General features: G+C 70.3%; 14 protein-coding genes. 11 read left to right on the top strand and 3 right to left on the bottom strand.

All coding sequences use genetic code 11. The features are described from left to right. The first annotated feature begins 186 nt into the window (after positions 1-186). From OHT61_RS10740 to OHT61_RS10710, 7 genes are all read left to right on the top strand, one after another. Positions 187-4,371, top strand: a complete 4,185-nt coding sequence (locus OHT61_RS10740) for an Rne/Rng family ribonuclease (RefSeq protein ID WP_329037235.1) — start codon at positions 187-189, stop codon at positions 4,369-4,371. Positions 4,372-4,713: 342 nt separating this feature from the next. Beyond that, positions 4,714-5,832: a DegT/DnrJ/EryC1/StrS family aminotransferase gene (locus tag OHT61_RS10735; protein WP_329037234.1), complete on the top strand. Its 1,119-nt coding sequence runs from the start codon at positions 4,714-4,716 to the stop codon at positions 5,830-5,832. Further along, on the top strand, positions 5,829-6,842 hold the full coding sequence (locus OHT61_RS10730; RefSeq protein WP_329037233.1) for a Gfo/Idh/MocA family protein: 1,014 nt from the start codon (positions 5,829-5,831) through the stop codon (positions 6,840-6,842). Before OHT61_RS10735 ends, OHT61_RS10730 begins: the two co-directional genes overlap by 4 nt. 105 nt (positions 6,843-6,947) lie before the next feature. Then, the gene (locus tag OHT61_RS10725; protein WP_329037232.1) at positions 6,948-9,536 is read left to right on the top strand and encodes a glycosyltransferase family 4 protein; all 2,589 of its coding nucleotides are present in this window, start codon (positions 6,948-6,950) and stop codon (positions 9,534-9,536) included. A 23-nt stretch (positions 9,537-9,559) separates the two neighbouring features. Then, positions 9,560-11,149 (top strand): glycosyltransferase family 4 protein, encoded by a 1,590-nt coding sequence (locus OHT61_RS10720; RefSeq protein ID WP_329037231.1) that lies wholly within the window; start codon positions 9,560-9,562, stop codon positions 11,147-11,149. Next, on the top strand, positions 11,146-12,777 hold the full coding sequence (locus tag OHT61_RS10715) for a glycosyltransferase family 2 protein (protein ID WP_329037230.1): 1,632 nt from the start codon (positions 11,146-11,148) through the stop codon (positions 12,775-12,777). Before OHT61_RS10720 ends, OHT61_RS10715 begins: the two co-directional genes overlap by 4 nt. Further along, the gene (locus tag OHT61_RS10710; protein WP_329037228.1) at positions 12,774-14,057 is read left to right on the top strand and encodes a nucleotide sugar dehydrogenase; all 1,284 of its coding nucleotides are present in this window, start codon (positions 12,774-12,776) and stop codon (positions 14,055-14,057) included. Before OHT61_RS10715 ends, OHT61_RS10710 begins: the two co-directional genes overlap by 4 nt. Positions 14,058-14,132: 75 nt before the next feature. Here the strand turns inward: OHT61_RS10710 and OHT61_RS10705 are convergent, their stop codons facing one another. The 3 genes from OHT61_RS10705 to OHT61_RS10695 all read right to left on the bottom strand — a co-directional run bounded on the left by OHT61_RS10705 (position 14,133) and on the right by OHT61_RS10695 (position 17,789). Beyond that, on the bottom strand, positions 14,133-15,305 hold the full coding sequence (locus tag OHT61_RS10705) for an acyltransferase family protein (protein WP_329037226.1): 1,173 nt from the start codon (positions 15,303-15,305) through the stop codon (positions 14,133-14,135). Between the two features lie 113 nt (positions 15,306-15,418). Beyond that, positions 15,419-17,011, bottom strand: coding sequence for a hypothetical protein (locus OHT61_RS10700; RefSeq protein ID WP_329037224.1), 1,593 nt, complete (start codon positions 17,009-17,011; stop codon positions 15,419-15,421). A 166-nt stretch (positions 17,012-17,177) separates the two neighbouring features. After that, positions 17,178-17,789, bottom strand: a complete 612-nt coding sequence (locus OHT61_RS10695; RefSeq protein ID WP_329037223.1) for an acyltransferase — start codon at positions 17,787-17,789, stop codon at positions 17,178-17,180. Between the two features lie 351 nt (positions 17,790-18,140). Between OHT61_RS10695 and rplU the strand changes: the two genes are divergently transcribed. From rplU to OHT61_RS10675, 4 genes are all read left to right on the top strand, one after another. Beyond that, on the top strand, positions 18,141-18,461 hold the full coding sequence (rplU, locus tag OHT61_RS10690) for a 50S ribosomal protein L21 (protein ID WP_014045903.1): 321 nt from the start codon (positions 18,141-18,143) through the stop codon (positions 18,459-18,461). Positions 18,462-18,475: 14 nt separating this feature from the next. Beyond that, complete coding sequence (rpmA, locus tag OHT61_RS10685) at positions 18,476-18,733, top strand: 50S ribosomal protein L27 (protein ID WP_014045902.1); 258 nt, start codon at positions 18,476-18,478, stop codon at positions 18,731-18,733. Between the two features lie 140 nt (positions 18,734-18,873). Beyond that, positions 18,874-20,310: a GTPase ObgE gene (gene obgE / locus OHT61_RS10680; protein WP_329037222.1), complete on the top strand. Its 1,437-nt coding sequence runs from the start codon at positions 18,874-18,876 to the stop codon at positions 20,308-20,310. Positions 20,311-20,589: 279 nt separating this feature from the next. Beyond that, positions 20,590-22,089 carry a bifunctional cytidylyltransferase/SDR family oxidoreductase gene (locus OHT61_RS10675; RefSeq protein ID WP_329037221.1) on the top strand — a complete coding sequence of 500 codons (1,500 nt, stop codon included), beginning with the start codon at positions 20,590-20,592 and terminating at the stop codon, positions 22,087-22,089. Positions 22,090-22,303: the final 214 nt, after the last annotated feature.

The following is a 22,303-nucleotide window of genomic DNA, read 5'->3' as shown; positions in this document are numbered from 1 at the left end:
GTCGGGCCGCGCACCGCCCCATAAGACTTTCGCCAGGCCGTGCGTAGCGCGTACGGAACCGGCGAGCCAGACATCAGCTCCCGTGCGGCGCCCGCGCCCCGGACGGCGGTACCGCGCACACCGCGCGCATCGCGTCGGACCGGAATCAGGTGTGGCGCCCGGGAGCGCGACGGGAGAACCGCCCGCATGCACGAGCAGAACGAAACCGGCACGACCGGTAACACCGAAGACAACACCCCCGGGGACAAGCTGCCGCCGCGCCGCAGGCGCCGCGCGGCATCCCGCCCCGCCGGCCCGCCGTCGGGTGAGCAGAGCACCGCCCCCGCCGAGGCCGCCACGCCCGCCGCTGCCGAAGCCGTCGAGGAGCCGGCCGAGGCCGCCCCGCCGGTCCGTGCGCGTCGCCGTGCGGTGCGCAAGGCGACGGCTCCGGCCGGTGCGCCGCAGGCCGCCGAGGTCGTGGAGACCGTGGCCGAGCCCGTCGAGGAGACCCCGGCCCCCGCCGACGAGCCGGCCGAGGCCGCCCCGCCGGTCCGTGCGCGTCGCCGTGCGGTGCGCAAGGCGACGGCTCCGGCCGGTGCGCCGCAGGCCGCCGAGGTCGTGGAGACCGTGGCCGAGCCCGTCGTGGAGACCCCGGCCGAGGACACCGAGGAGGAGGCCGACGAGGCCCCCGTCGTCGAGGCCCCCGCCCCGCGCGGCCGTCGTCGCGCCACGCGCAAGGCGACGGCTCCGGCCGGCGCCCCGCCGCAGGCCGAGCCCGTCGTCGAGGACGTCCCCGCGGCGGAGCCCGTGAAGGCCGCCGAGGCCGTCGCCGAGCCCGCCCCCGCGGAACCGGCCGCCGCGCCGCGTGGCCGCACCAGGCGCCGTGCGTCGGCCCCGGCCGGCGCACCCCAGGCCGCCGACGCCGGTCAGGTCGCGCAGACCGAGACGCAGGCCGAGCCCGTCGCCGCTCCGGCGGCCGAGGCCGCCCCCGAGGCCGCCGACGCCCCGCGTGGCCGCCGCCGCGCCTCCCGTAAGGCGAGCTCTCCGGCCGGCCCCCCGCAGCCCGTCGAGGAGGTCGCCGAGGCGGCCGCCGAGAACGCCGAGAGCCTTCCCGCCGCGGTGGCCGAGGAACTGGCCACCGAGACCGAGCAGGTCGAGGAGGCCGCACCCCGCGGCCGTCAGCGCCGACGTGCCACGGCCGCCGCCGGCCGCCCGGAGTTCACCGGCAAGGCCGAGGAGCCGGCCCGCAAGGGCCGCCGCGCGACGCGCCCGGCCGTGGCCGTGTTCCAGGCCCCGGTCTTCGCCGAGCCGATGTTCCAGACCCCGGAGACCGCTGCCGCCGCGGCCGCGGCCGCATCGGCCTACGACGAGAGCGACGAGGCCGAGGAGCAGAAGGCACCCGAGCGCGCGCCGCGCAAGGCCGCGGCCGAGCCCGTGAAGGCCGCGGAGCCCACCGCTCCGGCGGAGCCCGCCGAAGCCGCGCAGGGCGGTTCGCGCCGTCGGCGCCGCCGCCGCGGCGAGGCCGTGGAGACCGAGCCGGCCGCGACCCCCGTCACGCTTCCCGCCGAGCAGGCGGCCCCCGCCGCCGCGCCCGTCGAGGACGAGGACGAGCACGAGGCCGAGGCCGAGACGGACGCCGAGCACGAGCACGACGAGTCGGACGAGTACGGGGACCGCCCCTCGCGCCGTCGCCGTCGCGGTGGCCGTCGCCGCCGCCGCGGTGAGGCCGGCGACGCGGACGACGGACAGGACGACTCCGCGGCGGACCACACCGAGGACGAGCAGGGCCAGGACGACGAGGACGACGAGGAGCACGAGTCCTCCTCCGGGTCCAGCAGCAGCCGTCGCCGTCGCCGTCGCCGCCGCCGCAGCGGGGACGCCTCCGGCGAGGACGCGGGCAGCGGCACGGACGACCCCGAGCGCACCGTCGTCAAGGTCCGCGAGCCGCGTGAGCGGCGCGGCAAGGAGACGGCCGACCGCGAGCCCGGCACCGGCTTCGACGAGGTCCAGTCCATCAAGGGCTCGACCCGCATGGAGGCCAAGAAGCAGCGTCGCCGCGAAGGCCGTGAGCAGGGCCGCCGCCGCGTCCCGATCATCACCGAGGCCGAGTTCCTGGCCCGCCGCGAGGCCGTCGAGCGCGTCATGGTCGTCCGCCAGAGCGGCGAGCGCACCCAGATCGGCGTCCTCGAGGACAACGTGCTCGTCGAGCACTACGTCAACAAGGAGCAGGCCACCAGCTACGTCGGCAACGTCTACCTGGGCAAGGTCCAGAACGTGCTGCCGTCCATGGAGGCCGCGTTCGTCGACATCGGCAAGGGCCGCAACGCCGTCCTGTACGCCGGCGAGGTCAACTTCGAGGCGCTCGGCATGGCCCACGGGCCGCGCCGCATCGAGACCGCGCTCAAGTCCGGCCAGTCCGTCCTCGTGCAGGTGACGAAGGACCCGATCGGCCACAAGGGTGCCCGCCTGACCAGCCAGGTCTCGCTGCCCGGCCGCTACCTGGTGTACGTGCCCGAGGGCTCGATGACCGGCATCAGCCGCAAGCTGCCCGACACCGAGCGGGCCCGGCTGAAGACCATCCTCAAGAAGATCGTCCCCGAGGACGCGGGCGTCATCGTGCGCACCGCCGCCGAGGGCGCCAGCGAGGACGAGCTGCGCCGCGACGTCGAGCGGCTGCAGCAGCAGTGGGAAGAGATCCAGAAGAAGTCGAAGAACACCAGCAGCTCCAACGCGCCGACGCTGCTCTACGGCGAGCCGGACATGACGGTCCGGGTCGTCCGGGACATCTTCAACGAGGACTTCTCGAAGGTCATCGTCAGCGGTGACGACGCGTGGGAGACCATCCACGGCTACGTCTCGCACGTCGCACCCGACCTGACGGACCGCCTGTCGCGCTGGACCTCCGAGGTCGACGTCTTCGCGACGTACCGCATCGACGAGCAGCTGATGAAGGCCCTGGACCGCAAGGTCTACCTTCCGAGCGGCGGCTCGCTGGTGATCGACAAGACCGAGGCGATGGTCGTCGTCGACGTCAACACCGGAAAGTTCACCGGGCAGGGCGGAAACCTCGAGGAGACCGTCACCAAGAACAACCTGGAGGCGGCCGAGGAGATCGTGCGCCAGCTGCGGCTGCGCGACCTCGGAGGCATCGTCGTCGTCGACTTCATCGACATGGTGCTGGAGTCCAACCGGGACCTGGTGCTGCGGCGTCTGCTGGAGTGCCTGGGACGCGACCGTACGAAGCACCAGGTCGCCGAGGTCACGTCGCTGGGCCTGGTCCAGATGACGCGCAAGCGGGTGGGCCAGGGTCTGCTGGAGTCCTTCTCCGAGACCTGTGTCCACTGCAACGGGCGCGGCGTGATCGTCCACATGGAGCAGCCGACGTCCGCCGGCGGCGGTGGTGGCGGCAAGCGGTCCAAGAAGCGCGGCCGCGGTGGTGCCGGACACGAGCACGACCACGACCACGAGCACGCGGAGCAGACGGCGGAGCACGCGACCGACACGGAGACCGAAGCCGAGGTGGCGGCCGAGGTCGCCGCACCGGTGGCGCTGCCCGAGCCGGAGTTCGTCGCCGACGAGGAGCTGTACAGCAGCCCCGCCGAGGCCGAGGCGGCGGCAGGGCGCGGACGCGGCCGCCGTCGCGCGACCCGCAAGGCCACGGCCCCGGCCGGCGCGCCCGCCCCCGTGGCGGAGCCCGCACCGGCGCCGGTTGCCGAGGAGAAGCCGCAGGCGGAGCCCGCCGTCGAGGCCGTGACCCCGGTCCCGCAGGCCGCTCCCGAGGCGGAGGCCGCGCCCCCGGCCCGCACCCGGCGCAGGGCGACGCGCAAGGCGACCGCTCCGGCGGGTTCGCCCCAGCAGGCCGACGTGACACCTCCGGTGCACCCGGCCGAGCCCGCCGCGGACCCCGTCGCGATCGAGGACCCGGTCGTCAAGGCCCCCGCGCCCGCCCCCTCGGACGAGGCGGCGGAAGCGGAGGCTCCGGCGCCGCGTGCGCGTCGGCGCGCGACCCGGAAGGCCACGGCTCCCGCCGGGTCCCCGGCCGGCGCCGAGGAGACCGAGGTCGTCGTGGTCACCGGTGACGGTTCCGGCACGCCGGAGGCTCACGAGGCCGCTGCCCCGGAGGCTCACGAGGCCGCTGCCCCGCAGTCCGAGGCCCCGGAGTCGGAGGCCCCGGAGTCCGAGGCCCCGGTGAAGAAGACGGCCGCGCGCAAGACGGCCAAGAAGGCCACGGCGAAGAAGGCGGCCCCCAAGAAGGCCGCCGCCAAGACGACCGCGAAGAAGACCACCGCGAAGAAGACGACGACGAAGAAGGCGGCGACGAAGAAGACCGTCGCGGCCGAGCAGTCGTCGCCTTCCGTGACGGCTTCGACTTCGTCGGACGCCTCGGAGTGACGCGCGCGCCGAGCATTCCGTAACCGGTTGTTCATCTATCCGTGTCCCGCCCTGAAGCCTTCGGGGCGGGACACGCGGTTTGTTTCAGAATTGATGCATCAGCCGGTTAACGGGCCCGAAATCGCCTGAGAAATCCCTGATAATGTGACGGCGGTCGCCGCCTGTGAACCTCCCGTAAGGGAACTACGGTCGGTGACCGACCCGGTTCAGGACCGACCGGGCCCAGTTTCCTCGGTAGGGCGTCGGCATTGCGCCGACGGGGTTATGCGCGGCCTCGTGAGACGTCCCGCACCCCAGATCTCTGCCTGTGAAGAGCTCTTGCGGTGTTCAAGGAGGACGTCCATGACGAGCATCAACGAGCAGCCGATTCCTGCTGCCCGCCCGGTCATCGGTGAAGAGGAGATCGAGGCCGCGGTACGCGTACTGCGCAGCGGTCGCGTGGTGCAGGGGCCGGAGGTCGCCGCATTCGAGGAGGGCTTCTCCGAGCTGGTCGACGGCCGCCACTGCGTCGCCGTCAACTCCGGCACCTCGGCGCTGCACATGCTCCTCCTCGCCCTCGGTATCGGGCCGGGCGACGAGGTGATCGTCCCTTCGTTCTCCTTCGCGGCCTCCGCCAACGCCGTCCGCCTGGTCGGCGCCGACGTCGTGTTCGCCGACATCGAGCCCGGCAGCTACGGCCTGGACCCGGCTGCCGTCGAGGCGGCGATCACCCCGCGCACGGCCGCCATCATGCCGGTGCACCTCTACGGTCACCCGGCTGCCATGGACAAGCTGATGCCCATCGCCGCCAAGCACAAGCTCGCCGTCGTCGAGGACGCGTGCCAGGCGCACGCGGCCGCGCTGAACGGCACGCCGGTCGGCGCCTTCGGCGAAGGCGGAACGTTCAGCTTCTACCCGACGAAGAACATGCACGCTCTCGAGGGCGGCATGGTCACCACGGCAGACGCCGAACTGGCACGCACCCTGCGCCTCCTGCGCAACCAGGGCATGGAGCAGCGGTACGCGAACGAGATCGTCGGCGCGAACATGCGGATGACGGACGTCGCCGCCGCGGTCGGCCGCGTCCAGCTCGGCAAGGTCGGCGGATGGACCGAGCAGCGCCGCGCGAACGCGGCGTACCTCGACGCGCACATCAGCGCTCCGAACGTCACGACGCCGCCGGTCGCCGACGGGGCCCGCCACGTCTACCACCAGTACACGATCCGGGTGCAGGGCGACCGCGAGGCCATGATGGCCAAGCTCACCGAGGCGGGCATCGGAAACGCCGTCTACTACCCGACCCCGATCCACCGGCTCAAGCCGTACTGGGAGCCGGACCAGAAGGCCGGCCGGAACTGGGACCTCCCCGAGACCGAGAAGGCCGCCGCCGAGGTCGTCTCGCTCCCCGTGCACCCGTCGCTCGGCGAGGGTGACCTGGAACGCATCGCCAACGCAGTGAACGCACTGGGGGAGAGCCTGTGAGCGCCGCAGTCCTGAAGGCAGGCCTCATCGGTCTCGGCTCCATGGGGCGCCACCACGCCCGGGTGCTCGCCGGGCTCGAGGGCGTGGACCTGGTCGGCGTCGTCGACCCGATGGGTGACAAGAACGGCTGGGCGCAGGGTGCCCCCGTGCTGGAGACCGTCGAGGAACTCATCGCGCTCGGCGTCGACTACGCGGTCGTGGCCTGCCCGACCGCGCTGCACGAGACGGTCGGCCTCCAGCTGGCGGAGGCCGGCGTCTGCGCGCTGATCGAGAAGCCCGTCGCCGACACCGTCGAGGGCGCCCGCCGCCTCGTCGAGGCCTTCGAGTCGCGCGGCCTGGTCGCCGGGGTCGGCCACATCGAGCGCTGCAACCCGGCTCTGCGTTCCCTTCGCAGCCGCCTGGAGGCCGGTGAGCTGGGCGAGGTGTTCCAGGTCGTCACCCGCCGCCAGGGTCCCTTCCCGCACCGCATCGCGGACGTCGGCGTCGTGAAGGACCTCGCCACCCACGACATCGACCTGACGGGGTGGGTCACCGGCCAGACGTACACCTCGATCGCGGCACACACCGTGTCGAAGTCGGGGCGCGCGCACGAGGACATGGTCTCCGCCGTGGGCCAGCTGTCCGACGGCACCATGGTCAACCACCTCGTCAACTGGCTGAGCCCGCTGAAGGAGCGGTTCACCTCGGTCACCGGCGAGCGCGGCTGCTACATCGCCGACACCCTCACCGCCGACCTGACGTTCCACTCGAACGCCGCCGTGACCACCGAGTGGGAGGCGCTGCGCGCCTTCCGCGGCGTGTCCGAGGGCGACATGATCCGCTACGCGATCCCGAAGCGCGAGCCGCTGCTCGTCGAGCACGAACTCTTCAGGGACGCCGTGCTGGGCCAGTCGGCCGACATCTGCACACTGCGGCAGGGGCTGCGTACCGTCGAGGTGGCGGCAGCCGTCCTCGAGTCCGCAGTGAACGGCACCACCGTCCGCCTGGACACCGATCGCATGGCGGGCTGAACACCTGGCAGTGGACACAACGCTCCACTGCCGGGCCTGTTCCGCACTCCGGGGGAGTGCGGAACAGGTCTCGGCTCGTTCGTCTTCCACCGGAGGAAGTACAGAATGAAATCCCCTGCCCGCCGACCGCGGCTCGCCGTGATCGTCGCCAATGGCATCACGGGTGACTCGCGGGTCCAGAAGACGGCCGTGGCCGCAGCCCGCGACGGCTGGGACGTCACACTGATCGGCAGGAGCGACACCAAGCGCGTCCAGAGATCGCGGATGGGACCCATCGAGGTCGTCCGTGTCCCGGTGACCACGGAGTACGTGCGCTCGGTCAAGGCCCGTCGGCCGCACCCGCTGCGAGGTGCGCTGACGCAGTTCCGTATCCAGGATCAGGCGGCGCTGAGCCAGTACCGTGCCTCGTACCGCGCGTGGGTCAGGCAGACGTCCGCCGAGACGACCTGGTCGGGAGCTCCCCGGCGGGCTTCGCTCAAGGCGGTGCTGCGTGCGCGCCGAGCCGTGTACAAGCTGCGCGTGCGGGCGTTCAAGTGGGAGCAGCGCCGTGTGCCGAAGCACCCGGACCCTGTTCGCGACTGGCGCCTCGACTGGCCCCAGGTCGTCGATCTGGACCTCGCCTTCGGTCCGGTCATCGAGGAACTCAAGCCGGACGTCATCCACGCCAACGACTCCACCATGATCGTGGCGGCGGCCCGTAGTGCTGCGCGACTCAGAGCGGGCGGGCACCGGTGTGTCTGGCTCTACGACGCCCACGAGTACGTCCGGGGCGTCGAATGGCCGAACCCTCGACAGGCGTATGCCCTTCCGGCCGCCGAGGCCGAGTTCATCGGCCGGGCCGACGCGGTCGTCACCGTGTCGACGCAGCTGGCCGAGCTCCTGAAGAACGACCACAAGCTTTCGAAGCTCCCCCTCGTGGTGGGGAACTCCCCGGTACGTGAAGTGATCGGATCCGGCACCGTCCGGGCCTCCGTCCGCGAGGTCTGCGGTCTGGGACCGGACGTCCCGCTCATGGTCTACTCGGGCTGGCTCGGCCCCGAGCGGGGCGTGGACGCCGTCATCGACGGCCTTCCCCACCTGCCGGGCGTGCACCTGGCCCTGGTCTGCAGCCGGGTGACACCCCTCCTCGAGCAGTTGCTGGCGACGGCCGAGAACCTCGGCGTCCGCGACCGTATCCACCTGGTCCCGTACGTGGCCCAGCACGAGGTCGCCGACTACCTCTCGTCCGCCGACATCGGTCTCACCCCCTTCAGGCGGGTGCCCAACTGCGAGGTCTCGCTGCCGACCAAGGTCTCCGAGTACCTCCAGGCACGCCTTCCACTGGTCACCAGCGACGTGCGGGTCATCAAGGCGTACGTCGAGGAGAAGGGACTCGGCGAGGTCTTCACGTGGGACGACCCGACCACCTTCGTGGCCGCCGCGTCCCGCGCGCTGGAGCGCCGTGCCGAGCTCGGGGAAGCCATCACGGAGGACGTGCTCAAGGACCTCTCCTGGGAGCAGCAGAGCGCCGGACTCCTGGAGCTCTACCGAACCTTGTCGAAGAAGACGCCGCCGGTGCCGGTCGCCGAGATCCCGTGGACGATCCAGGAGACCCCGGGAGCGGCCCGGCTCGGGGCGAGCAGCGGCAAGCCCGGTGTGCCGGTCTGGACCCCCCTGGGCTCCACGCCGGTGAAGCTGGGCATCGGCCCCGCCAACTACGCCGGCCAGGGTGCGGCCTTCGCCCAGGCGCTTTCGCAGGCGAACCCGGACGTGTCCGTCGAAGTCGTCATGAACCAGCGTGCCGAGTCCTTCGACTATCCCGCCGACGTGTACGTGGACGCGGAACGGCTCGGCGAACTCGACGTCCAGGTGGAGCAGGTCAAGCGGATCGTCGGCCGGTACAGTCACCTGATCGTCGATGCCTTCATGCCGGTCTTCGGGCGGCTCAACGGCGATACCATCGCCGGCGACCTGGCCGCGCTGCGCAAGGCCCGTGTGAAGGTGGCGCTCCTGTCGCACGGCAGCGACATCCGCCACCCCGACCGGCACCTGGAGCGGCACGAGTACTCGCTGTTCCGGGACGCTCCGGACGGCATCGCCGAGAAGCTCCGGAGCAAGGCCGAGGCGAACCGGCGCATCGCTGACGACTCCGGTCTGCCGCTCTTCGTCACGACCCCCGACCTGCTCGACGATCTGCCCGCTGCCAAGTGGGCACCGCTGGTGGTGGACGTCGCCTCGTGGGCGGCTGAGGCACCGGTGATGGAGCGCAAGCGGCCCATAGTGCTGCACGCCCCGTCCAAGCGCTGGACCAAGGGCACGGACCGGATCATGCCTGTCCTCACCGCGCTGCACGAGAGCGGTGCCATCGACTTCAGGCTCGTGGAGAACATCCCCTGGGCCGAGATGCAGGCACTGGTCAAGGACAGCGACCTGGTTCTGGACCAGTTCACCACAGGCAGTTACGGCACGTTCGCGGTCGAGGCGATGGCCGCCGGAAAGCCCGTGATCGGCTACATCAGCGATGCGGTCAAGGCCACGACGAACGGCGATCTGCCCATCGTCAGTGCCACACCCGCCACTCTGCGTGCGGTGCTGGATTCCCTGATCGACGATCGCGAGGGCACCGCAGCCATCGGCCGTGCCTCGGTGGAATTCGCGCGTACGTACCACGACGGACGTTGGACCGCGCAGGTTCTGAGCGGATTCCTCAAGTGACGCGTCCGGGGGAAAGGTTGTTCATGGACACGCAGGAAGTCGGCATCGGCCGGCCCCGCAGGGGCCGGGTCGTCATGCTCGTCGACAACAAGGTCGAAGGTGATTCACGGGTACAGAAGGCCGCGGAGTCGATGGCCGCGGCCGGCTGGGACGTGACCCTGCTCGGCCTGGTGCGCTCGGGCAGCGGGCGCAGCTGGAAGCTCGGGGACGCCGATGTCCGCCTGCTGCCGCTGAAGACCCCGCTGGCGAAGCGTCATGCCGAGCGGCATCGCTCGCTGTTCCGTCGCCCGCTGGCCTATCCGCCCGGCCCGCTCGGCTCCTACCGCCGGCAGTGGGCCAAGGCGTGGCGTGCCGATGTCGCGACTCGCCGTGCCGCGCTCAAGGTGGTTCCGGAGGCGGTCGGCAAGCCGGGCTTCCGCAAGGCCGAGAAGGCGCGTCTGGCACTGGCAGGCCCCGCCTCGAAGGTGATGCAGCGCTGGATCGAGCTTCGGTCCCGCCAGTCCACGGAGGCGCAGAAGGCCGGCCGCAGGCTACAGGGTCCTCTGGACCGCGCCTTCACCGCGACCTGGAAGGCGACCAAGGGGAAGCGGGCGTGGCGCAGACTGGAACCCGCGCTGTGGGACTACGAGTTGACCTACGGCAAGGAGATCGACGCGCTCAAGCCGGATCTCATCCACGCCAACGACTTCAGGATGCTGGGCGTCGGCGCTCGCGCCGCCGTCCGCGCCAGAGCTGCCGGCCGTCAGGTCAAGCTGGTCTGGGACGCCCATGAGTTCCTGCCCGGTGTCAGGCCCTGGGAGGACAACGCGCACTGGATTCCGGGCAACACGGCCCACGAGAGCGAGTACGCCCCCTACGCCGACGCCGTCGTAACCGTTTCCGAAGGCCTCGCCGATCTGCTGCGCGAGCGGCACTCGCTCGCCGAGCAGCCCACGGTCGTGCTCAACGCGCCCGACAGGCCCGTCGAGCGGAGCGCGGCGGCCGACGCCGCCGAGCCGATGCCCGACCTGCGCGAGCTGTGCGGCATCGGTCCGGACGTCCCCCTGGTGGTCTACAGCGGATCGCCCGGTCCGCAGCGTGGTCTCGGTGACATGGTCGAGGCTCTGCCTCAGCTCGACGGCGTGCACATGGCTTTCGTCGTGCCGAATCCGGCCGCGGCCTACATAAAGGGCCTGCTGGCGCGGGCCGACGAACTGGGAGCGGGAGACCGTCTGCACGCCGTTCCCTACGTACCGCACTGGCAGGTCGTGCCGTTCCTGTCCGCGGCTGACGCCGGGTGCATCCCGATCCACCACTGGCCGAACCACGAGATCGCACTGATCACCAAGTTCTTCGAGTACTCGCACGCCCGGCTCCCGCTGGTCGTGAGCGATGTCAAGACCATGTCCGAGGTGACGCGTTCGACCGGTCAGGGCGAGGTCTGCAAGGCCGAGGACATCTCCGGCCTCGCCGCGGCGATCAAGAAGGTGCTTGCCGATCCGGAGCGCTACAAGGCCGCGTACGACAAGCCCGGACTGCTCGACACCTGGACCTGGGAAGCGCAGGCCGAGGTGCTCGACGGGCTCTACTCCAACCTGCTTCCCGACCGCGAGAAGGCGGATGACAGACGATGACGACGGCTCCTGACGTCAGTGTGATTGTCGCGGTCTACAACACGATGCCCTACCTGACCGAATGCCTGAACTCACTCGTCGGGCAGAGCATCGGTCTGGACAGGCTCGAGATCGTGGCTGTCGACGACGGGTCGACGGACGAGAGCGGTGCCGAGCTCGACCGGTTCGCCGCGCGATACCCCGGCACGGTCAAGGTCCTCCACCAGGCCAACTCCGGTGGCCCTGCCGCGCCCAGCAACAGGGCGCTGGAGTTGGCCACGGGGCGCTTCGTGTACTTCATCGGGTCCGACGACTACCTCGGCGAGGAAGCACTCGCCCGCATGGTGGGATATGCGGACGAGCACGAGTCCGATGTCGTCATCGGCAAGATGGTCGGCACCAACGGCCGTTACGTGCACCAGAAGCTGTACACGAAGAACGACCCGGACATCAGCCTCTACAGTTCCAGCCTGCCGTTCACGCTGGCGAACACCAAGCTCTTCCGCCGCGACCTGGTCGAGAAGCACGGGCTGCGCTTTCCGGAGGACCTGCCGGTGGGCAGCGACCAGCCCTTCACCATAGAAGCGTGCGTTCGCGCTCGGAAGATCTCGGTCCTCTCGGACTACACGTTCTACTACGCCGTCAAGCGCGGTGACGCGAGCAATATCACCTACCGGGCCGACCACCTGTCCCGGCTGCGCTGCACCGCAGCGATCATGAATCACGCGGCCTCACTCGTGGAAGCGGGACCTGATCGGGACGCGCTCTTCAAACGGCATTTCACGTGGGAGCTCGCTAAGCTGGTCCAGGACGACTTCCCCAGGCTCGACGCCGATACCCGGAGGCAGGTCTGCGCGGGCATCGCCGCGCTCGCGGACGAGTACATGACCGACGCTCTGCGGGACTCCCTGGACGTCAAGCGGCGCGTCCGCATCTGTCTCGCGCAGGCGGGCGCGGTCGACACGCTGGTCCGGGCCGTCACCGGGGAGGCGGAGCACGGGGCCCCGCCCTTCCATCTGGAAGGCGGCCGGGCCTTCGCGCTGTACCCCGGCTTCCGTGACGACGCCCTCGGCCTTCCCGACCGCGTCTTCGAGCTGGTCGGTGAGGCGGTGCCCGGAAGGCTGGCCCAGGGCACCAAGCTCGTGGCCGCGGACTGGGACCAGACAGGTGACGACCTGCACCTCCTGCTCACGGCCAGGGTCGGTGTCCTGGGAGACACCGGTTCCCTGGCTGTGCGACTCGCGCAGGGTGCCATGCCCAAGAGCGCCGACAAGCCCGGTGCACGCCGACTCCAGGCCGGGCATGAACTGCCCCCCACCGCGGGAAGCTTCACGTACGAGACCACCGAGGACGGCCGGGCGACGACGCTGCGGGGCCGGGTGCCGGTCCATGCCGTGAAGTCGAAGCTCGGCGTCAGGGTGTATGTGGACGTCGCGGGCTCCACGTACGAGATCCCGGTGAAGACCGGCGGAATGCCGCTGCCTCTGGCCCGTCGCTGGCGGCAGGCCGTCCCGTACAGGGTCGCGGCCAACCAGAATCCCAAGGGCCGGCTCGTGATCACGACGGCGCCGCTGTGGGACATCGAACCCGGCGCGGGCAAGCGGCTGCGCCACATGCTGTCCAGGCTGAAGAGGAAAGTAATCCGATGAACATCTGTGTAGTCGCACTCGGCAAGATCGGCCTTCCGCTCGCCGTGCAGTTCGCAGCCAAGGGCCACAAGGTCATCGGGGCGGACGTCAACGAGAAGGTCGTCGAGCTGGTCAACGCGGCCACCGAGCCGTTCCCCGGCGAGCACGACCTGGACGTCAAGCTCAAGGAGACCGTCGGCGCCGGCCTGCTGTCCGCGACGACGGACACCACCGCGGCCGTTGCCGCCTCCGACGCCGTGGTCGTGGTGGTCCCGCTGTTCGTGGACGCCGAGGGCACCCCGGACTTCGGGTGGATGGACGCGGCGACGAAGGCCATCGCCGCAGGCCTCAAGCCCGGCACTCTCGTCAGCTACGAGACCACGCTGCCGGTCGGTACCACGCGCACCCGCTGGGCGCCGATGCTCGCCGAGGGGTCGGGCCTGACACCGGGACGCGACTTCCACCTCGTCTTCTCGCCCGAGCGTGTGCTGACCGGCCGTGTCTTCGCCGACCTGCGCCGTTACCCCAAGCTCGTCGGCGGTATCGACGAGGCGTCCTCGCAGCGGGGCGTGGAGTTCTACGAGGCAGTGCTCGACTTCGACGACCGTGAGGACCTGGCGCGCCCCAACGGAGTCTGGGACCTCGGCACGGCGGAGGCCTCCGAGCTCGCCAAACTCGCCGAGACCACCTACCGCGACGTCAACATCGGTCTGGCCAACCAGTTCGCCCGGTTCGCCGACAAGAACGACATCGACGTCAAGAAGGTCATCGAGGCCTGCAACAGCCAGCCCTACAGCCACATCCACCAGCCGGGCATCGCCGTCGGCGGCCACTGCATCCCGATCTACCCGCGGATGTACCTGTGGAACGACCCGGAGGCCACCGTCGTGCGCTCGGCCCGCGAGGCCAACGCCGCGATGCCGGAGTACTCGGTCGACCTGCTGGCCGCGGCCTACGGCGACCTGGACGGCGTCGGCGTTCTGGTGCTGGGTGCCGCCTACCGGGGTGGTGTCAAGGAGACCGCCTTCTCCGGCGTCTTCGGAGTCGTGGAGGCACTCAAGGCGCGCGGCGCCGTGCCGTTCGTCTCCGACCCCATGTACACCGCCGACGAACTGACCGCGCACGGTCTCGTGCCGCACGAGGGCCAGGCCGTCACGGCCGCGATCCTCCAGGCGGATCACTCCGAGTACCGTGAACTGGCCGCCTCCGACCTGCCGGACGTCCGCGTCCTGGTCGACGGGCGCCGCACGACGGACCCGGCCAACTGGGCGGGCGTCCGTCGCGTCGTCATCGGCGGCTGACCGACGGCTCACGGCTGAGGCCCCCGACCCCCGCACGGGGGTCGGGGGCCTCAGCCGTGAGCCGTTACGACATGCTCAGTCTCCCGACCGGTCCACCCGATCCCTCGCCGCCGCGCGGCGGGCTTCCTGCTCCAGCCGTGCGCGCAGCCAGCGCTGCGACGGACGCTCCACCAGCCGGTGCAGCAACCAGGCGGCCAGCACGATGCACGCTGTGGTCACCAGGAGCGTGGACCAGGCGCCCAGGTGCCCGTACAGGGTCCGGATCAACGCCCATCCCAGTTCCTCGTGAAGCAGATACAGGGGGTAGACGAGCGCGCCCAGAGCAGCGAAGCCACTCCAGCGGATCCGGTCGAGCTTGTGGAGCGCGACGGCCAGGACGAGCACGTAGAAGACGGTCACGAGCGCAAGCGCGACGTAGGGCTGCCGGTCCATACCCCGGTCGTGACGCAGACCGTCGGCGTGCTCGACCAGGTCGCTCTGCATGACCAGCCAGCTCGCGGCGAGCAGCCCCCACAGCTTGAGGTCCGGTCCGAAGCGGTACATCAGGTACATCGCGATGCCGCCGACGAAGAGCGCGGTGTTGAGCGGCTGGGCGAAGATGCCGACCACGGGCACATGGTTGCCCTCCTGCTGGATCAGCACACTCGCGAGCAGCCAGAGCCAGCAGAACACGCTGACACGGGCGTAGTCGAGGCCCTTCCAGATCACCACCAGGAAGATCAGGTAGAAGGTGAGCTCGGCCCACAGCGTCCAGTACGCACCCACCAGGTGCTGGGCCGAGAGCGGCACCTGGAGCATGGTCAGGTTGGTCAGCGACTCACTGATGCTGGGGCCGGTGCGCGAACCGTCCGGCAGGGTTCGCCACACCACGAAGGCAGCGGCCGCCGAGAACCAGTAGGCGGGAAACAGGCGGAGGAACCGGGCCCGTACGAACTGTCCCGGTGTCCGGTCCCAGGCGGACAGGCAGATCACGAAACCACTGATGAGGAAGAAGAGCTGAACGCCGTAGGAACCGTACGAGGTCACGGGGAAGAGCCAGGGGAACAGCTCCTTCGGGTTCTCGCCCCAGTTGGCCTTCGTCGCGGCATCCACTCCGGTGAAGTGGAAGGCGAGCACGGCGAGGGCCGCGACGACCCGCAGTGCGTCGAGGGCGTGCAGGCGGGGGGCGGGAGTCCTGGAGGCGGACTCCCGCGGTGATGGAGCGGTCTCCGCCGGCCGGCTCGGCACCTGTACCTCGGTCTGGGGCATGTCGGCCTCGTCAGGTTCGTACGGGGCACCTCAGAGGGGTGCCGTGCCCGGACATCCTAAGGAGCGGACACGGCGCCCTCGACCGGGGCCTGGGGCAGTGCGACGCGGGCTGCTCACTCCACGTTCGTCCGCACACCGCGCTGGACCGGGATGTCGAGGGACCTCTCCGGCAGCAGGGCGTCGAAACGGGGGCCCACCACGTCCCAGTCCCAGCGCGAGAGGGCTTCGTTCCGGGCCTTGTGCCCCTCCTCGAGCCAGGTCTCCTCGGACCCGGTCACCGCGAGGATGCGCTCCGCGGCTTCCTGGGGTGTGGAAACCACCCAGTCACGGGGGAAGAGGGAGTGGGCACCGTGCGGCTTGTCCGCGAAGAACGGCCAGTCCCGGACCACCGGGACAGCACCGCTCGCTGCTCCCTCCACAAGGCCGAGGTGCCAGCTCTCGCGGACGGAGGTGCTGAGTATGACGCCCACACCTTTCAGCTCGGCGGCGACGTCGTCGGTCTGCCCGCTCGTGCGGACGGCGCCGGCGGCCACCAGCGGGGTGAGTTCCTCGACGTAAGCCGCGTGATAGCGGGCGAGAGCCGGCCCGGCGGACGGATTCATCCCGCCGCCGACCAGGTGCAGTCGGTAGCGCTCGTCCTGCCGGCGGAGGATGCGCAGCACCTCCAGGCCCCAGCGGGGGTCCTTGGCGACCTGACCGATGCCGACGAGTCCCAGGGTGAAGCGGGCCTCGGGATCCTTCGGCAGGTCGAACGGGGTGAGGTCGACGGCGTTGTCGATGACGTGTGTGGCCGGAGCGTGCGCCTCGCGCAACCGGGGGAGGGTGCTGAGGACCAGATCGCGCAGGTGTTCGCTGACGAACACGAGGTCGTCGACACGGGAGAAGTCCACCAGGTGGGGCCAGTAGCTGAATGCCTCGAAACTGTGCAGGCGGACCACCACACGGGCGCTGCCCGGATCGACGAGCGTCAGGAAGGCGGCCGCCGCCGTGCACCAGTCGACGAAGACCACATCGGCCCAGTCCAGATGCGGACGCAGGGCTTCCTCCGCCTGGTCGGCGTAGGCGGAGGGCACTCCGATGCCGGACGCGATCATCCGGCCCATGCCCTTGGCGAGGGGGGCGGTGACCGGATCGGCGGCGGTGTTCAGGACCCGGACCTCGGTGTCCGGATGCTGCCGGTAGCGCCCCAGGACCGCGGGCAGGAAGTTGTCGTTGCCACTGTGCAGGAACAGCATGCGCAGCGACCGGCCCGCAGGGGGTGCCGCCGCCGGAGCCGAACGCCCGCGGGGCGCACGCAGCGCTCGTAGCGTCCGGCTACGGCGCAGCGGAGCGGTGAACCGGGCCGGCTCCGTCGCGAGCGGCGAGGTGAGGCCGTCGAGGTGCGCGACCCTGTGAAAGGCCAGGATCAGCGCCTTCGCGGCGGAGGCCGCGGCCGCCTTGCGCCGGCCCGCCTTGTAGTGCTCGTCGGCGCACGCCAGCTCGGCCGCGTAGGCCTGGGTCAGATGGCGCGGCAGATAGCCCAGTCCGAGCCTCGCCTCGGCGCCCTCGGCCAGCACGTCGGCCCTGGTCCGCGGATCCTGGATGCGGTGACCCGCCATGCCCAGCACGCGCTCCGCCAGGACGGGGTTGTCGAGGCGTGCCATCCGGCTGGTGGCCCAACGGGCGATTCCGACGAGGCGCTCGTCGGAGAGGCGAGGTGTCTGCACAGCGAAGCTCCACGTTCGAGTCAGGAACTTGGACCGTACGGGCTCGGCACTGGTAACGGAAGAGCCGTCTCCCATGTGCACCCGGGAGCGATGCCCCCAGGCACAGGCATCTTTGTCACGAGCCTACGGGCATCGGGACAAAGGTGCCTGATGCCACCCGCGCCGCTCAGAGTGCGCGGGCGGAACGCTCCGTGAGTACGCCGTCCGCCTCGTCATGGAGCGCACCCGACTGCGGGCATTCCCAGACGCCCGGCTCGTCGGTCCGCTCGACGAGCTTGACGCCGCTGCGGCCCACCCAGCCGATCCGGCGGGCAGGCACGCCCACGACCAGCCCGAAGTCGGGGACGTCCTTGGTCACCACCGCGCCGGCCGCGACCATGGCCCAGCGACCGATCCGAACGGGTGCGACACACACGGACCGCGCGCCGAGGGAGGCGCCCTCGGCGACCTTCACACCGACGGCTTCCCAGTCACCGCCGCGCTTCTGCTTGCCGTCGGGGTCGACGGAGCGGGGGTTGTGGTCGTTGGTGAGGACCACGGCGGGACCGACGAAGACACCGTCGGCGAGCTCGGCCGGCTCGTACACGAGGGCGTAGTTCTGCAGTTTGACGTTGTTCCCGATCTGCACGCCGGTACCCACGTAGGCGCCGCGGCCGATCACGCAGCCCGCGCCGAGCCTGGCGCCCTCACGGATCTGGGCGAGTTCCCACACGCTGCTGCCGTCCCCGATCTCGGCGCTCTCGTCGACCTGGGCGGTGGGCTGGACCCTGTAGTTCACGTGCGGTGCCTTCCTGGCGGGCGGACTTGCCAGGAGAGCATACGGTCCTGGCGCGGGGTGGGACATGGGCGTACGCAATCCACCCCGCGGGTCCGTGGACCGCTTCGGCGGACGTCACTTCGACGACGTCGCGAGGGCCGGTCCAGGGCACGCAGGACCCGGTTTGACCCCCCGTACCCCCGCCCCGTAACCTTGACTCTCGGCGTGTTTCTGTGCGCCTACGCCCTGAGCACATCCCTCCCGGTGATCCGTCCCCGGGGGAGGCCGCTCATCCTTCCGGACTGTCGTGGGCTCCGGCCCGCGCGGGCGGCTGGCATCAGGGGATCCGTTCCGAGTGAGAGAGAGATCCGCGTGTACGCCATCGTGCGCAGCGGTGGTCGCCAGCACAAGGTTGCTGTCGGCGACATCGTTGAGGTTGACAAGATTTCCACCGCCAAGGTTGGCGACACGGTCGAGCTCTCGACCCTGCTCGTTGTCGACGGCGACGCCGTGACCAGCGACCCGTGGGTGCTGGACGGCATCAAGGTCCAGGCCGAGGTCGTGGACCACCACAAGGGCGCGAAGATCGACATCCTTCGCTACAAGAACAAGACGGGTTACCGCCGTCGCCAGGGTCACCGCCAGCAGTACACGGCGATCAAGGTCACCGGTATCCCCGCGGCTGCGAAGTAAGGGACTGAGGAGACATGGCACACAAGAAGGGCGCATCGTCCACTCGGAACGGGCGCGATTCCAATGCTCAGCGGCTCGGCGTGAAGCGCTTCGGCGGTCAGGCCGTCAACGCCGGTGAGATCCTGGTCCGCCAGCGCGGCACCCACTTCCACCCGGGCACGGGCGTCGGCCGTGGCGGCGACGACACGCTGTTCGCGCTGACCGCCGGTGCGGTGGAGTTCGGTACGCACCGTGGCCGCAAGGTCGTGAACATCGTTCCCGTCGCCGCCTGAGTCAGGCGACGACCGAACGACACAGCACCTTCCGAGGGCGGATCTCAGCTTTCCCGGTATGCGGGGAAGCGGGTCCGCCCTCGGCGCGTTACGTCTAGAGACATTCCGTATTTTTTCCGCTGTACCTGGAGGCACCAACCATGACCACCTTCGTGGACCGCGTCGAGCTGCATGCCGCCGCGGGTAACGGAGGCCACGGCGTGGCCTCCGTGCACCGTGAGAAGTTCAAGCCGCTCGGCGGTCCCGACGGGGGCAACGGCGGACGCGGCGGCGACGTGATCCTCGTCGTCGAGCAGTCCGTCACCACACTCCTCGACTACCACCACCACCCCCACCGCAAGGCCACGAACGGCCAGCCCGGTGCGGGTGACAACCGCTCCGGCAAGGACGGCCAGGACCTCGTCCTGCCCGTTCCGGACGGCACCGTCGTCCTCGACAAGGCCGGCAACGTGCTGGCCGACCTCGTCGGTCAGGGCACCACCTTCGTCGCAGGCCAGGGCGGTCGCGGCGGGCTCGGCAACGCCGCGCTGGCGTCCGCCCGCCGCAAGGCGCCGGGCTTCGCGCTGCTCGGCGAGCCGGGCGAGAGCCGGGACATCGTCCTGGAGCTCAAGACCGTCGCCGACGTGGCCCTCGTCGGCTACCCGAGCGCCGGCAAGTCCTCGCTGATCTCCGTGCTCTCCGCGGCCAAGCCGAAGATCGCGGACTACCCGTTCACGACCCTCGTCCCCAACCTGGGCGTCGTCACCGCCGGCTCGACCGTGTACACCATCGCCGACGTCCCGGGGCTCATCCCGGGCGCCAGCCAGGGCAAGGGGCTCGGCCTGGAGTTCCTGCGGCACGTCGAGCGCTGCTCCGTCCTCGTGCACGTCCTGGACACCGCGACGCTCGAGTCGGACCGCGACCCCGTCTCCGACCTCGACATGATCGAGGAGGAGCTGCGGCTGTACGGGGGCCTCGAGAACCGGCCGCGCATCGTCGCCCTCAACAAGGTCGACATCCCGGACGGGCAGGACCTCGCCGACATGATCCGCCCCGACCTGGAAGCCCGCGGCTACCGCGTCTTCGAGGTCTCGGCGATCGCGCACAAGGGCCTCAACGACCTCAGCTACGCCCTGGCCGGGATCATCGCCGAGGCGCGCGCCACGCAGCCGAAGGAGGAGTCGACCCGCATCGTCATCCGTCCCAAGGCCGTCGACGACGCGGGCTTCACGGTGACCCTGGACGAGGACGGCATCTACCGCGTGCGCGGAGAGAAGCCCGAACGCTGGATCCGCCAGACCGACTTCAACAACGACGAGGCCGTCGGCTACCTCGCCGACCGGCTCAACCGCCTCGGCGTCGAGGACGCGCTCCGCAAGGCGGGTGCCCAGGCCGGCGACGGCGTCGCCATCGGCGCCGAGGAGAACGCGGTCGTCTTCGACTGGGAGCCGACCATGGCCGCCGGCGCCGAGATGCTGGGACGACGCGGCGAGGACCACCGTCTCGAGGCCCCGCGCCCGGCGGCGCAGCGCCGCCGCGAGCGTGACTCCGAGCGTGACGACGCACAGCGCGAGTACGACGAGTTCGACCCCTTCTAGGCGGTCGTCCGGCTGCTCCCGCCTCGCGCGGGAGCAGCCGTGTTCACGGAGAACTGCCAGGTGGCGGGCTGCGGGGACCCGTCGATGTGCTGATTGCGTAACACGTCTGTGGAGTCCGTCACTCCGGGTGCGGGCGCGGGCGAGCCCAATCTCCCTGGCCAGGCGGTGAACTGCGGGTTTCCCACGGACGAGCAGCGGTAAACGTCCGCCTTGCGAGACGGTCACGGAGAGTGCGACCATCACACTGTTCCCCACGTGTCGTCGCAAGGTAGGTCGTCTGTGTCTGTGCCGCATGAAGCCAAGCCCCGGACCACAGCTGTCGTGCTCGCCGGTGGGACCGGTCAGCGCGTGGGACTGGCGATCCCCAAGCAACTGCTGAAGATCGCCGGTAAGGCCGTCATCGAGCACACGCTCAGCATCTTCGAGAACGCCGAGGACATCGACGACGTCATCGTGCTGATGGCACCGGGCTTCGTGCCGGACGTCGAGAAGATCGTCGCCAAGGCCGGCCTGACCAAGGTCATCAAGATCATCGAGGGTGGCAGCACCCGGAACGAGACCACCGAGCGCGCCATCGCGGCCCTCGGTGAGGGGCTCGCGGAGGGTGAGGACCGCAACGTCCTCTTCCATGACGCGGTCCGTCCCCTTCTGTCACAGCGTGTCATCAAGGACTGCGTGGAGGCGCTCGGCCGCTATCAGGCCGTGGATGTCGCCATTCCGTCCGCGGACACGATCATCGTCACCCGTACCCACGGTGAGGACGGCGAGTTCATCACCGAGGTCCCGGACCGGTCCCGGCTGCGCCGCGGCCAGACCCCGCAGGCCTTCAAGCTGTCCACCATCCGCAAGGCGTACGCCGTCGCGGCCGGTGACCCGAACTTCCAGGCCACCGACGACTGTTCGGTCGTCCTGCGGTACCTGCCCGACGTACCGATCTACGTGGTCGCGGGCGACGAGTACAACATGAAGGTGACGCAGCCGGTCGACGTCTTCATCACCGACAAGCTGTTCCAGCTCGCCTCGACCGCCGCCCCGCGCCAGGCCGACGAGGCCGCCTACCGCGAGCTGCTCTCGGGCAAGACCCTGGTCGTCTTCGGCGGTTCGTACGGCATCGGTGCCGACATCGCCACCCTTGCCGAGCAGTACGGCGCCAGCGTCTACGCACTGGGCCGCTCCACCACGGGCACGCACGTCGAGAACCCGGAGCACATCGACGACGCGCTGTCGAAGGCCTACGCCGAGACCGGCCGCATCGACTACGTCATCAACACCGCGGGCGTGCTGCGCATCGGCAAGCTGGCGGAGACGGACACCGCGACGATCCAGGAAGCGCTGAACGTCAACTACCTGGCGCCCGTGCAGATCGCGCGCGCCTCGTACAAGTACCTGGCGGAGACGCAGGGACAGTTGCTCCTGTACACCTCCAGCAGCTACACCCGGGGCCGCGCCGAGTACAGCCTCTACTCCTCCACCAAGGCCGCGATGGTGAACCTCACGCAGGCGCTGGCCGACGAGTGGGCGGGGGAGGGTGTCAGGGTCAACTGCGTGAATCCGGAGCGCACCGCGACCCCCATGCGGACGAAGGCGTTCGGCCAGGAGCCGGAGGGTTCGCTGCTCTCCTCCGAGGCCGTCGCGCGCACCTCGCTCGACGTCCTCCTGTCCGCGATGACGGGGCACGTCATCGATGTGCGGCAGCAGGATCCGACGGCCGACGTCTCCGAAGCCTCGGGGTTCGAGCAGGCACTGGCCTCGGTTCTGGACCGTCAGGAAGATGTGTAATAATTCTTGACAAATGCACTCTTACGGGCCTCTGTGCACGCCGAAAGGCGTACACAGAGGCCCGACTGCGTGAAGCCGCACCTTCACAATTCCCTCCATACGTGAAACAACCGGCACCCCCTGGAGCAGGTTCTTCGTGATTTCGACAGCCATTCGCCTGGCCCGTGTGGGCAGCCGGTCAGAGCTTGTGGCGGCGATACTGATGACGCTGGGT

Origin of the sequence: Streptomyces sp. NBC_00178, assembly GCF_036206005.1 — a bacterium.
Taxonomy (GTDB): domain Bacteria; phylum Actinomycetota; class Actinomycetes; order Streptomycetales; family Streptomycetaceae; genus Streptomyces.
The sequence above is the reverse complement of the archived record's forward strand: the minus strand, read 5'-3'. Positions and strand labels throughout refer to the sequence as shown.

What these genes read in the sequence shown, in the direction of transcription:
- OHT61_RS10710 (WP_329037228.1), top strand. Translation starts at nt 12,774, where the DNA reads ATGAACATCTGTGTAGTCGCACTCGGCAAGATCGGCCTTCCGCTCGCC.
- obgE (WP_329037222.1), top strand. Translation starts at nt 18,874, where the DNA reads ATGACCACCTTCGTGGACCGCGTCGAGCTGCATGCCGCCGCGGGTAAC.
- OHT61_RS10715 (WP_329037230.1), top strand. Translation starts at nt 11,146, where the DNA reads ATGACGACGGCTCCTGACGTCAGTGTGATTGTCGCGGTCTACAACACG.
- rpmA (WP_014045902.1), top strand. Translation starts at nt 18,476, where the DNA reads ATGGCACACAAGAAGGGCGCATCGTCCACTCGGAACGGGCGCGATTCC.
- OHT61_RS10735 (WP_329037234.1), top strand. Translation starts at nt 4,714, where the DNA reads ATGACGAGCATCAACGAGCAGCCGATTCCTGCTGCCCGCCCGGTCATC.
- OHT61_RS10705 (WP_329037226.1), bottom strand. Translation starts at nt 15,305, where the DNA reads ATGCCCCAGACCGAGGTACAGGTGCCGAGCCGGCCGGCGGAGACCGCT.
- OHT61_RS10725 (WP_329037232.1), top strand. Translation starts at nt 6,948, where the DNA reads ATGAAATCCCCTGCCCGCCGACCGCGGCTCGCCGTGATCGTCGCCAAT.
- OHT61_RS10740 (WP_329037235.1), top strand. Translation starts at nt 187, where the DNA reads ATGCACGAGCAGAACGAAACCGGCACGACCGGTAACACCGAAGACAAC.
- OHT61_RS10720 (WP_329037231.1), top strand. Translation starts at nt 9,560, where the DNA reads ATGGACACGCAGGAAGTCGGCATCGGCCGGCCCCGCAGGGGCCGGGTC.